This window comes from Nitrospira sp. (assembly GCA_035968315.1).
Lineage (GTDB): Bacteria > Nitrospirota > Nitrospiria > Nitrospirales > Nitrospiraceae > Nitrospira_D.
The window spans coordinates 150793-163190 of sequence record JAVYIN010000002.1 but is presented as its reverse complement, the minus strand read 5'-3'; the positions used below and the strand labels follow the sequence as shown (position 1 = coordinate 163190).

The 12398-nt window shown below is 59.1% G+C and carries 11 protein-coding genes and 1 riboswitch; of the genes, 5 read left to right on the top strand and 6 right to left on the bottom strand.

What is annotated here, in order from left to right; translation table 11 throughout:
* The first annotated feature begins 28 nt into the window (after positions 1-28).
* Complete coding sequence (locus RI101_01040; protein MEC4888620.1) at positions 29-511, top strand: hypothetical protein; 483 nt, start codon at positions 29-31, stop codon at positions 509-511.
* Between the two features lie 12 nt (positions 512-523).
* On the opposite strand, the gene RI101_01035 is transcribed toward RI101_01040, so the two are convergent.
* From RI101_01035 to thiC, 5 genes are all read right to left on the bottom strand, one after another.
* Positions 524-1615 (bottom strand): aminomethyltransferase family protein, encoded by a 1092-nt coding sequence (locus tag RI101_01035; protein MEC4888619.1) that lies wholly within the window; start codon positions 1613-1615, stop codon positions 524-526.
* On the bottom strand, positions 1612-1992 hold the full coding sequence (locus RI101_01030; protein MEC4888618.1) for a histidine kinase: 381 nt from the start codon (positions 1990-1992) through the stop codon (positions 1612-1614). The genes RI101_01035 and RI101_01030 overlap by 4 nt, the downstream gene beginning before the upstream one ends.
* Positions 1993-1998: 6 nt before the next feature.
* Positions 1999-2514 (bottom strand): tetratricopeptide repeat protein, encoded by a 516-nt coding sequence (locus RI101_01025; protein MEC4888617.1) that lies wholly within the window; start codon positions 2512-2514, stop codon positions 1999-2001.
* 140 nt (positions 2515-2654) lie between these two features.
* A complete protein-coding gene (locus tag RI101_01020; GenBank protein ID MEC4888616.1) occupies positions 2655-3455 on the bottom strand; it encodes a sulfide-dependent adenosine diphosphate thiazole synthase in 801 nt (266 codons plus the stop codon).
* Positions 3456-3464: 9 nt separating this feature from the next.
* On the bottom strand, positions 3465-5366 hold the full coding sequence (thiC, locus tag RI101_01015; GenBank protein MEC4888615.1) for a phosphomethylpyrimidine synthase ThiC: 1902 nt from the start codon (positions 5364-5366) through the stop codon (positions 3465-3467).
* Between the two features lie 94 nt (positions 5367-5460).
* A riboswitch (TPP riboswitch) is annotated at positions 5461-5563 on the bottom strand.
* Between the two features lie 143 nt (positions 5564-5706).
* Between thiC and nadA the strand changes: the two genes are divergently transcribed.
* From nadA to lspA, 3 genes are all read left to right on the top strand, one after another.
* Positions 5707-6810, top strand: a complete 1104-nt coding sequence (gene nadA / locus RI101_01010; protein MEC4888614.1) for a quinolinate synthase NadA — start codon at positions 5707-5709, stop codon at positions 6808-6810.
* A gap of 144 nt (positions 6811-6954) precedes the next feature.
* On the top strand, positions 6955-9777 hold the full coding sequence (gene ileS / locus RI101_01005; protein MEC4888613.1) for an isoleucine--tRNA ligase: 2823 nt from the start codon (positions 6955-6957) through the stop codon (positions 9775-9777).
* On the top strand, positions 9774-10310 hold the full coding sequence (gene lspA, locus RI101_01000; GenBank protein MEC4888612.1) for a signal peptidase II: 537 nt from the start codon (positions 9774-9776) through the stop codon (positions 10308-10310). Before ileS ends, lspA begins: the two co-directional genes overlap by 4 nt.
* A gap of 82 nt (positions 10311-10392) precedes the next feature.
* On the opposite strand, the gene RI101_00995 is transcribed toward lspA, so the two are convergent.
* Positions 10393-11268 carry an undecaprenyl-diphosphate phosphatase gene (locus RI101_00995; GenBank protein ID MEC4888611.1) on the bottom strand — a complete coding sequence of 292 codons (876 nt, stop codon included), beginning with the start codon at positions 11266-11268 and terminating at the stop codon, positions 10393-10395.
* Between the two features lie 279 nt (positions 11269-11547).
* Between RI101_00995 and RI101_00990 the strand changes: the two genes are divergently transcribed.
* A complete protein-coding gene (locus RI101_00990) occupies positions 11548-12249 on the top strand; it encodes a helix-hairpin-helix domain-containing protein (protein ID MEC4888610.1) in 702 nt (233 codons plus the stop codon).
* Positions 12250-12398: the final 149 nt, after the last annotated feature.

Genomic DNA, 12398 nt, shown 5'->3' with positions numbered 1-12398 from the left:
TATCACGACCGAGAGGGGAGATCACGTTATGGCAGGGTTATTGTCGGCGGATGATGTGTTCAAGAAGGCGGAAGATGCGGCGGCGGCGGCCACGGGGCCGGATGAAAAGGCGCTGCAGATCGATTATCAAGCATTGAAGGACAAGTTCCGCGCGGCCCTCGGCGATCGCAAAGTCGCCTTGTGCCATATCAATAAGTTTTTGCCGGAAGGGTATGAGGATCAGGGGCGGTTCAACCTCGTGCTGTTGACGGCGGGCAATGTGGTGTTCGACATCGTCATCGGCGATTCCTATTTTCGCTATGATGTCGTGTCAGTCGGCCAGTTGGACAAGGTGCAGGTGATCGATGCGATGTGGGACAACAAGGAAAAGCGCCGCGAGGAGCCGTTCCTGAGCCTGCGCTTGATGCACGGCGAAGAAGCCCATCTCTTGCTGGCGTTAGACGACGAAGAGCGTGCGAGTCTGCTGGCCTTTGCCAAGGCAGTCTCTGCGGCGCGCAATCCCGAAAAGTAGTTCAGCCTGAAGTTAGGCGCGGCGGTAGAAGGGGAGTTCCGCTATCGTCGCGTCGCGCTTCTGTCCTTCGATCTCGATCGATAACGTCGTTCCCGCCTTACTGAAGTCTCTCAGCGGAAATCCGAACGCAATGATGCCGTTTTTCTGCGGCGAAGTCGCCGCGCTGCTGATCCACCCCACTTCACGGTCTCCGCTAAACAGCTTGGCTCCTTTGGGGGGAACCTCAGATCCTGTGACGAGTAGACCCACCAGGTGCCGCCGGACGTTGCCGTAGGTATCCATCCGCGCCACCACTTCTTGCCCTGGGTAACAGCCTTTGTTCAAGCTGAAGGCTTTGCCTTCCAGGTTGGCTTCGGGCGGCACGATTTCTTCATTCAGTTCCGGTCCTGCTTTGGGAATCCCCGCTTCCATCCGCAAGGCTTCGCGGGCCTGGCTGCCGACCGGTTTGATCCCGAGTGAGGCGCCGGCTTCCATGAGGCTGGCCCAAGCGGAGACGACGGCATCGGCAGGCAGGAGAATCTCCAGATCGACTTCTCCGGTTTCTTCCGTACGCATGACGAGCGCCTGATGGCCGCCGATCTGCGCCCCAACAAAGTTCACCGGTTTCAGATCACCGCAGTCCACCCCGAAGGCGGTTTTGACCGTCTGGGCGGCCTGGGGGCCGCTGACCAAGAGCAATCCCCAGCTTTCGGCGCAGTTCTCCATTTTGGCTTTGGTGCCGTACAGGAGAAACTTGCGCAGCGCCGTGAAGGTCTGGTCGCCGATTTCCCCCGCGTCTTCCAGCATGACCGCGTCCTGCTGCACATAGACACGGAAGTAGGTCAGCATCTTGCCCTTGTGCGTCAGGAAGCTGGAATAGCGGCCTTGGCCAGGCTGAAGCGGCAGGATATCGTTGCTGATCACGCTTTGCAGCCACTTCACGCGGTCGTCGCCGGTCACTCTGACCTTCCCGCGATGGGAAAGATCGGCCAGCCCGACGGCTTGCCGGACGGCGTGATATTCGGCGCGCCAGTCTCCGTAGTGGGCGGGCATCTCCCAGCCGGTGACTTCTTCGAATGTTGCGCCGAGTTGCTGGTGTTGCGCATGGAGGCGGGATTGTTTCATGGAGCCCCCTTCGTGACTTCCTCAACGAGGTCTTTGGTGCGTGCGGAGAATTCATTGCGGGATACGATTTTCGTCACGCCGAGGGCTTTTGCCCGGTTCCACGTCTCGACCTCTTCGTGGTTGGCGTAGGCGAGAATGGGGATGGCCTTCGACTGCGGATTGGCTTTCAGGGTTTCAATGGCCAGGAACGCATCGATCGTCAGGTCGTTCATATCGAGAATGACGGCGGCCGGTGTCGCGGCGGAGGTCTTCTCTGCGACGTCCTGCTGAGTCCTGGCCTTTTCCAGCCGATAGCCGGCCTTCAGGGCATCGCGGACCTTCGTGTAGAAAAAAATATCGGTCACGGCGGCAAGGATCGTCGGGTTGGTCGTTTCCATAGGCTCCTAGTTCAGGGAACTGATCAGGCGGCCCAGCGATTTCTTGGCCAGGGCATAGTTGGGGTTGAGGGCCAGGGCCTGCTTGTAGGCCTCAATCGCCTCCGCCCAGCGGCCCTTCTTTTCGTAGACGCGGCCCAGGTTCAAGTGCGGGAAGGCGGGGCTTTCATAGCGCCGCGCCTGCATGGCTTTCTTGAACCAGACGATGGCGTCGTCGAATTCGCCTTTTTCGATGAGGTACGCGCCGATGTCGTTGTAGGGATTTCCGAAATCCGGATCTTGCGCGATGGCCTTGTGGCATTCTTCGATGGCCTCGTCGAGCTTTCCCATGAAGCTATAGGTCCAGCCTAGGAACGTATGGGCCTCCGCGGTCGGATGGGTATCCAGCGACTGCTTATAGAGCGTCACGGCAGCTTCCAATTCGCCCTTCATCTGGCGTTCGTAGGCCTGCTGGAACAGCTGCCAGGCTTCGCGCTTGTCCTCTTCACGCCCTTGGCCTTGTTCGAGAAAATCTTGTACATCCATGGTCGGCTTCTGAAAAACGCCTCCAGCGGCGTTCTCGGTCGTTCAATCGACTCAACGTACCAGAAATGTACGCCTCGTCGATTGCACTCCCTGCGGCCTTGCTGGAGACCTTTTTGAGAAGCCGCAGGAGAATGGCGTCGTTATTCGTTCTTGAGCTTCTTCTTGATCAACTCCGCGCCGTAGCGGCCGGAGAGCAGCATGGAGCCGAAGGCCGGGCCCATGCGCGGCGTGCCGTACACGGCGGCGACGGCCAGGCCAATCACGAAACAATTGGGATAGACTTCGCCGGTCCGGTCCATGACTTCTTCTTCGGAGCGCGACACCCACATGGCGCCGTTGCCTGGAACGGCTTTGTAGAGGTTGCGTTTGTGGAGCAGTTCCACGACGATGGCGTCATGCCCCGTCGCATCCACCACGATTTTGCTTTCGAGCGCGATGGGATCGACGTGGATGATGTCGTGTCCCGCCATTTCGGCGGTCGTATTGTTGACCACGACCCCTTCGAGGATGCCGTCCCGGCGCAGGATCAAATCCACCACGCGGGTCAGGTTCAGGACCTTTGCTCCGGCCCCATAGGCCGCCGCGATCAGGGCGCCGGTGGCGTGCGGGGGATCGACCATATACATCCCTTCGCACTCCGTGATCTTCTTGCAGGGCACGCCGATCTCTTCGAGAATTTCATTGGCCGGTTCGCAGATGGTGGCTTTGTTCATCAAGTAGCCGCCATGCCAGAACCCGCCGCCGAGTGCGAGGCTTTGTTCGATGATCAAGGTGCGGAAGCCCATCTTGGCGAGGTCATGCGCGCAGATCAGGCCCGACGGCCCGGCGCCCACGATGATCACGTCGCTCTCGATGAGGGCATCGAATTCTTTATAGTATTCCCGGGCAATCTGCCGGGTAATATCGCGTTCGCGCAAGGGGGCTGGTTTAGGCTTTGCCATCGGATGTTCCTATCTATAAATCTCGGAGCCGGACTTCTTAAATTCTTCCGCCTTTTCCTTCATCCCGATTTGGATTGCCTTCTGTTCATCGACTTTCAGTTGCGCGGCATAGTCGCGCACGTCCTGTGTGATCTTCATGGAACAGAAATGCGGACCGCACATCGAGCAGAAGTGTGACACCTTGGCGGCATTGTCCGGCAGCGTTTCGTCATGGAATTCCTTGGCGGTGTCGGGATCGAGTGAGAGATGGAATTGATCCTCCCACCGGAACTCGAAGCGGGCCTTGGAGAGGGCGTTGTCTCGGATCTGAGCGCCGGGATGGCCTTTCGCCAGGTCCGCCGCATGGGCCGCGATTTTATAGGTGATGACGCCGGTTTTGACGTCTTCACGATCAGGAAGGCCAAGGTGTTCTTTGGGGGTCACGTAGCAGAGCATGGCGCAGCCGTACCAGCCGATCATTGCGGCGCCGATGCCGGAGGTGATGTGGTCGTAGCCCGGCGCAATGTCGGTGGTCAGCGGGCCGAGCGTATAGAAGGGCGCCTCGTGGCATTCCTTGAGCTGCTTCTCCATATTGACCTGGATCATGTGCATCGGGACGTGGCCGGGGCCCTCGATCATCACTTGCACGTCGTGCTTCCAGGCGATCTTGGTCAGCTCGCCCAGGGTTTCCAGTTCGGCGAACTGGCCTTCGTCATTCGCGTCGGCGATGGAACCGGGACGGAGTCCGTCGCCCAAGCTGAAGGACACGTCGTAGGCCTTCATGATCTCGCAGATTTCTTCGAAATGGGTGTAGGCGAAGTTCTCTTGATGATGCGCCAGGCACCACTTGGCATGGATCGAGCCGCCGCGCGAGACGATGCCGGTCATGCGCTTGGCGGTCATCGGCACGTAGGCCAGGCGCACGCCGGCGTGGATCGTGAAATAGTCCACGCCCTGTTCAGCCTGTTCGATCAAGGTGTCGCGGAAGATCTCCCAGGTCAGGTCTTCGGCCTTGCCGCCGACCTTTTCGAGCGCCTGATAGATCGGCACGGTGCCGATGGGGACGGGCGAATTGCGGATGATCCATTCGCGCGTCTCGTGGATGTTCTTGCCGGTCGAGAGGTCCATCACCGTGTCGGCGCCCCAGCGGATCGACCAGATCATCTTCTCGACTTCCTCTTCGATCGACGAGGCGACCGCCGAGTTGCCGATGTTGGAATTGATCTTCACCAGGAAGTTCCGGCCGATGATCATCGGCTCGCTTTCCGGGTGATTGATGTTGGCCGGGATGATCGCGCGGCCGCGGGCCACTTCATCGCGCACGAATTCCGGCGTAATGGCCGAAGGGATATTGGCGCCCCAGGATTGTCCGGGATGCTGGGTCATGCCTCCGCCTTTGCCGTTTCGCTCGGCCAGTTCACGGGCGACTTCACGCGATTGGTTTTCGCGAATGGCGATGAATTCCATCTCCGGAGTCACGATGCCTTTGCGGGCATAGTGGATCTGGGTGACGTTCATGCCGGTTTTCGCGCGCAAGGGTTTGCGAATGTGCTGGAAGCGGAGCTCGTCCAGTTTGGCATCCGCGGCGCGCATGCGGCCGAATTGCGACGAAATATCGGACAACTGTTCGACATCCTGCCGGCCGAGGATCCAGGGGCGGCGGAGCGGCGCGAGCCCCGCGCGCACATCGATCGTCACCGAGGGGTCGGTGTAGGGGCCTGAGGTATCATAGACAGTGACCGGTTCATTGGGTGTCGGTGCGCCGCCGTTCATCGACTTGGTTGGACTCAGGCTGATTTCCCGCATCGGCACCTGCACGCCGGGGTGGGTGCCGTTGATATAGACCTTCCGTGAAGACGGGAAGGGGTCGGTGGTCAATGTGGTGGACGCTGCCTTCTTCCCATCGCCATTCGATCCAGTATATTCGCTCATGGTCTGGTCCTTTCTCGCTCTCGTGAACGCCGCGGTGACCGAACAATAAAAAAAGCCGCACCACGCGGGGAGGTACGGCTGATCGCTCACAGAAGACCGTCTATGCCGGCTTCCCTACGCTGGTATTACCCAGGTCAGGTTGTGAGGGTCGTCCGAGTTCACGGACTCTCAGCCATCTGGCTCCCCTAGCTACAGTGGAGATCGTATGCTCGGCCCCCCCCGTTGTCAACGGGCTATTAGGCCTACCGGCCCGGTAGGCCTTCTTCACGAGTGCGGTTCGTTGATTGTCGAGGGAGGGCTCCCGTACAATCATCCGACCAGGAACTTTGCTGAGGGGCTTGTGAAAACGACAGCCACGCTTCCACGACCGATTACCGACTATCAATCCCTGTCGTCCGAGGAACTATTCCGCCGGACGGTCGAGGCGAAACGTGCGCTCGGTGAGCGCGTGATGATCCTCGGCCATAACTATCAGCGGGATGAAGTCATTCAACATGCCGATTTCCGTGGCGATTCCCTCCTGCTGTCCAAACTGGCGGCGGAGCGGTCGGAACGGCCCTATATCGTCTTCTGCGGCGTCCATTTCATGGCCGAGACGGCGGATATTCTCAGCCGGTCCAATCAGACGGTGATTCTGCCCGACATGGCGGCCGGCTGCTCCATGGCCGATATGGCTGCGATCGAGCAGGTGGATCAATGCTGGGAAGCGCTGGGGCGGATCATTCCGGTCGAAGAGACGGTGATGCCGGCGGTGTATGTGAATAGCGCAGCGGTGCTCAAGGCCTTTTGCGGCGAGCACGGAGGCATTACCTGCACATCGTCCAACGCGAAAGCGGTCATTGAATGGTGCTGGGCGCGGCGTGAGAAGATCCTCTTCTTCCCCGATGAGCACTTGGGCCGGAACACGGCCAATAAGATGGGCATTCCTCGCGAGCAGATGATCGTGTGGGACCCCTATCAGCCGAACGGGGGCAATACCCGCGAGGCGATCACGCGCGCCAAGCTGATTCTGTGGAAGGGCCATTGCAGCGTGCACCAGATGTTTCAGCCGGTGCATGTGGACAATTTCCGCAAGCAATATCCGGACGGCAAGGTGATCGTCCATCCCGAATGCCATGAGGATGTCGTCAACAAGGCGGATCTCATCGGCTCCACCGAATTCATCATCAAGACGGTAACCGCCGCGCCGGCCGGGACGACCTGGGCCGTGGGGACGGAACTGAATCTGGTCAATCGCCTCAAGCATGAGCTAACCGACAAGAAGGTCTTCTTCTTGTCCTCCACGGTCTGCCAGTGCGCCACCATGTTCCGCATCGATGCGCCGCATCTCTGCTGGGCCATGGAGAACCTCGCCGAGGGCCACGTCGTCAACCACATTGTGGTGCCCGATGAAGAGAAGCACTGGGCGAAGATTGCGCTCGATAGAATGATGTCCGTGAGTTGAATACCTGGCGAGTGGCGCGAGGCTAGAGGCACGAGGAGATGGTGCATCGCGTCAAAAAATGAGATTGCTACCGGTTCTTCCCTCCTGTAAATTCCCTCTCGCCCCGTGCCGCGAACCCCTGGCCTGAGTTATTGGATAAGAGCAATGGACTACAAAGCCACACTCAATCTTCCCAAGACCGATTTCCCCATGAAAGCCAACTTGCCCCAGCGCGAGCCGGAGATGCTGGCCTGGTGGGAGCAGGAAAAGCTCTATGAGCAGATCCAAGAGGCAGGCAAGGGCCGCCCGCGCTACGTGTTGCACGACGGCCCTCCGTACGCGAACGGGCGCATTCATATCGGCCATGCGCTGAACAAGATTCTGAAAGACATCATCATCAAGTCCAAGACCATGGCGGGTTATCAGGCGCCCTATGTGCCGGGCTGGGATTGCCACGGGCTCCCGATCGAGCACCAGGTGATGAAGGAGCTGGGCGACAAGAAGAAGGACTTGGACGCGTCCGCGATTCGGAAGCTCTGCCGCGAGTATGCGGAGAAATATGTCGCGATCCAACGCGAGGAGTTTCAACGGCTCGGTGTGTTGGGTGAGTGGCAGCAGCCCTATCTCACGATGACGCCATCTTATGAGGCTGCGATCATTCGTGAGTTCGGCAAGTTTGTGGAGCGGGGCGGGGTCTATAAGGGCCTCAAGCCGGTGCTCTGGTGCACGCAGGACCAGACCGCCCTGGCCGAAGCGGAAGTGGAGTATGACAACCATACGTCGCCTTCCGTCTATGTGAAGTTCCCGGTGGTCACGTCGCCGGCGGTGTTGAGCAAGACATTCCCGGGCATTGCCTTCCCTGACGGCATCAAGCTGGTCTCCGTCGTCATCTGGACGACGACCCCCTGGACCCTGCCGGCCAATCAGGCGGTCTGTCTCCATCGTGATTTTGATTACGCATTTGTGCAGGTGGGCGAAGAAATCTTGATCGTCGCCGAGAAGTTGCTGGAGACGGCGGCGAAGGCCTGCAACCTCGAAGACTATCGGGTGTTGGGGGTGAAGAAGGGCGGTGAAGGGTTCGAGGGGCTGGAAACGCAGCGGCCTCTTTCCACCGGCTTGTCGCCGATTCTGCTGGGCGATTTCGTGACGCTCGAACAGGGCACTGGCTGCGTGCATATCGCGCCGGGGCACGGCATGGAGGACTATATCCTCGTCCTCAACCACAATGCCGCGGCGTCGGTGGGGGAAAAGCTGGAGATTCTTGCGCCGGTCGATAACGGCGGGCGGTTTACGGAGGTGGTGAAGGAATTCGCCGGCCAGCATGTGTTCAAGGCTAATCCGAAGATCGTCGAATATCTGCAGGCCAACGGCCGCCTCCTGGGCCATGCGGCGTTGAACCATTCCTACCCGCATTGCTGGCGCTGCAAGAGCCCCGTGATTTTTAGGGCCACCGAACAGTGGTTTGTCTCGATGGAGACGAACGAACTGCGCAAGGAAGCCTTGGCCGAGATCGGGCGGGTCCGCTGGATTCCCGCCTACGGCCGCGACCGCATCAACGGCATGATCGAGAACCGGCCGGACTGGTGCCTGTCCCGGCAGCGGGTCTGGGGCGTGCCGATTCCTGGCTTCACCTGTGGTAGCTGTCGTACCGTTCTCGCGGAGCCGCGGCACATCGACCATATCGCCTCGCTGATGGAACAGCAGGGGGCCGACGTCTGGTTTCAGCGGATGGCGGCCGAGTTGCTCCCGCCTGGGACGACCTGTCCAAAGTGCGGCGGCGCGTCGTTTGAGAAAGAGAAAGACATTCTCGATGTCTGGTTCGAGTCCGGGGTGAGCTATGCGGCGGTGCTGAAGCCGCGCAAGTGGTACCCGGCTGATTTGTACCTCGAAGGGTCGGACCAGCATCGCGGGTGGTTTCACAGCGCCTTGTTGGCTGGCGTGGTGACGGATCATCAAGCCCCTTATAAGGCTGTTCTCACGCATGGCTTTGTCGTCGATGGGCAGGGGAAGAAGATGTCCAAGTCGGCGGGGAACGTCGTGGCGCCGCAGGATGTCATCAAACAGTCCGGCGCGGAAATTCTCCGCCTGTGGGTGTCGGCCCAGGACTATCGCGAGGATCTCCGCATTTCGCAGGAGATTTTGAACCATCTGATCGAAGCCTATCGCAAGATCCGGAACACCTGCCGCTTCCTCTTGAGCAATCTCTATGACTTCGATCCGGCCCAGCACCGCGTGCCCTATGCGCAGTTGCCAGAATTGGATCGTTGGGCCCTGATGCGGCTGGGCGAACTGATTCCCAAGGTCCGGCAGTCGTACGATGACTTTGAGTTTCACGCGATTTTCCACGCGTTGAATAATTTCTGTTCCGTGGATCTCAGCGCCGTGTATTTGGATATTCTGAAAGACCGGCTCTATACCTTCCGGACGGATTCGCATGAACGCCGCAGCTCGCAGACGGTACTGTACGATATTCTCCTGGCGATGACGAAGCTCATGGCGCCGGTATTGAGTTTTACCGCGGAGGAGATCTGGCGGACGATGCCTGACGCATGTAAGAAGACTCTCGCTGCATCGAGTGTGCATCTAGCGGCATTCCCCGAAATCGAATCGCACTGGGCTGATGCCGGGCTGGCGCAACGATGGGGGCAACTGTTGGAAGTGAGAGTCGCCGTTCAGGGTGAGTTGGAAAAGCAACGGCGTGACAAAATTATTGGTGCGCCGCTTGAGGCACGGGTAGAACTCGAAGCCAATCCTGATAAGTACAAGTTACTCAAGCAATATGAACAAGACTTGCCCGGTCTTTTCATCGTTTCTCAGGTAATAGTCGAGCCGGTTACCGACTTGCCGCATCACCCTGATTTTCGTGTCAGGAAAGTTGACCGAGCTGTTGGGGCGAAATGTGAGCGCTGCTGGAACTACCGGCCTGCCGTGGGCAGCGTCGCCGATCATCCGACGCTCTGCGACCGATGTGTGGAGGCGATCCGTTGAGCGGCTCAGTCTGGCGTAATCTTGTGCTGGCCTCGCTGACCGGCAGCGTGATTTTGTCCGACCAGCTCACGAAGCTGCATATCATGCAGACCATGCGGCTGCATGAATCCATTCCCGTCGTTCCGAATCTGTTCAGCCTCACCTATATCCGCAATCCTGGTGCCGCGTTCGGGTTGCTGGCCGGGAGCAGCAACGCCTTCCGGATGGTGTTTTTCGGTCTCACCTCGCTCTTTGCGTTGGTTCTGCTGGGATCGATCTTGTATCGGATGCCTGAGAGCGAGTGGATGGGGCGGTTGAGCGTGTCGTCGATTTTAGGCGGCGCGGTCGGCAACCTGATCGACCGGATGCGCTATGGCGAGGTGATCGATTTTCTCGATGTGTATGTGAACGACTATCATTGGCCGGCCTTCAATGTTGCCGACTCGGCGATCACGGTTGGTGTGATCTTTCTCGTCATCCATTTCATGTTCGAAAAGAAAGATGTTCCGCCGGTTGCACCTGAAAATCCATCGGTTCACACCCCTGCCCCTTAAGTAAGAGAATGGCCATCCGTCTGTCTCTCTGAATCCCCTCAGGCGCTTCGTTCGATAACCCCGCTGCCGGCGCATCCTGTCGTTACCGCACGACAACAAAGACAAGAATCCCGAGGATGATCCGGTAGTAGGCGAACACCCGCAAGGTGTGCCGCTGCACGTAGGTGAGGAAGGCGGCGATGACCGCCCAGGCGACGAGGAATGAGACGATCAGCCCGATGCCGAGGGCGATGTAATCTTGTTGGGTAAACGTCGCCGTGGCTTTCAGCATTTGGTAGGCCGTGGCGGCGATGATGGTGGGGAGCGCGAGGAAGAAGGAGTATTCCGTCGCCACTTTCCGGTCGAGGCCGGCCAGCAATCCGCCGATGATCGTCGAGCCGGAACGGGACATGCCGGGAATCAGCGAGGCGCATTGTGCCACTCCCACCCAGAAGGCGGATTTCACTGAAACCTGGTCGAGTTGCGTGGTTGTGACACGAGGTGCCCGGGCTTCGACAAGCAGAATGATGATGCCCCCGATGATCGACGTGGCCGCGACGGTCTGCGGGGTAAAGAGGACGGACTTGATCCAGCCATGAGCGAGGAACCCAACGGTGGCGGCAGGGAGAAACGCCAGGCCGAGGCCGATGACAAACCAGAGGCTCGGATGGGCCCGCATGGACGATAAGAGCACGCTTTGCCAGGTGGCATGCTGGCCGTTGTTGCGGAGTTGCCGCAAGACCGCTTGTTCCTGCCACGCGCCGGAGATCAGCCGGCTGATCTTTTCACGCTCGAAGACGATCACCGCCAGAATGGCGCCGAGCTGAATGGAGATCTCGGCATTGGCGGCGGCATCTCCGGTGAACCCGAGTGCATGCCCGACGAGAATCAGATGGCCCGTCGAGGAGACCGGCAGGAATTCGGTCAGGCCCTCCACGATTCCGAGAATAACGGCGAGAGCGGGGCCCCATTCGGTCATGATCATCCTTTATGCGAGAAAGGTTCATCGATCGAGTCGATTGCGCGATCATCACAGAGCGGCTTTGGCCCGTCAAGCACGTGACGCGTTTGTGCGCGCATTTTTCTCCGTAGGTGGAGCTGCGTGCGCTGGCAAGTGCAAATTGGTTGACAAAGAACAGGGGTTGGCATACACACAATTCAGGCACGGTGATCGAGTGCCGTCTGCCAGAAACCGTGCGGTGATGCGCCGGCCTGTTCGACTCACTAATGTGTGGTCATTCCGAAGGGGGAGGTTCGTATGAGACGGGAGTGGATGATGTCGGTCATCTTGGTCGGTGCGATGCTGGCCAGTGGCTGTGTGACCAGCAAGAAGTATGAGGGGGCATTGGCTGAGGCGGATGCGGCCAAGATGGAATTGGAAAAGGTGCGCCAGCAAAAGAACGTGATGGAGCAGCAGGTCAAGACACTGAAGGAATTGAATGCCAAGATCGGCAGCGAAGCGCAGGCGGCCCGCGACGAATTGCAGCGGATTGAGCACGGCCGGGACAAGGAGCGCGGCACGATCGAGGGCCGGACGAAGGAGCTGGAAGACAAGGTCAAGGCGTTGTCCTCGCAGAATAAAAACGTGCGGGCTGAGTATGAGGATGTGAAACGGCACAATGAAACGTTGAAGTCGCTGGTTGCCCGTTATCAGAAGGAGCTCAAGGATCGGTCCCGGTCAGTGTCGGGGACGCTTACTCCGTCGTCATCGCTGACGCCGTTCCCCAGTGCAGTGCCAGCGCCGGCGGCTCCAGCCGCTCCGGCTGCGGGGGCAGCGGCGATGAATGTGAACAAGGCCTCGGCCAGCGACCTGGTGCTCTTTCTTGGGTTGAAGAAGGATGAGGCGGATCGGATCGTTGCGAATCGGCCCTATCGCATCAAAGGGGAATTGGTTGCGAAGAACGTGGTGCCCAAAGAAACCTTCGATATGATCAAGGATCGTATTTCCGTCAGCCCGTAGCTGATTGGGCATGACAGCTGTCACAGCAAAGGCCGTTCTCCTGGCAGCGGGAGAACGGCCTTTGCTGCTTCTGGTCTTTCCCTTCCAGTGATGATTCCCCGGCGTTTTTCCTGGTAAGATGGCACTCTTCCCGCAGTAGGAGAGGATTA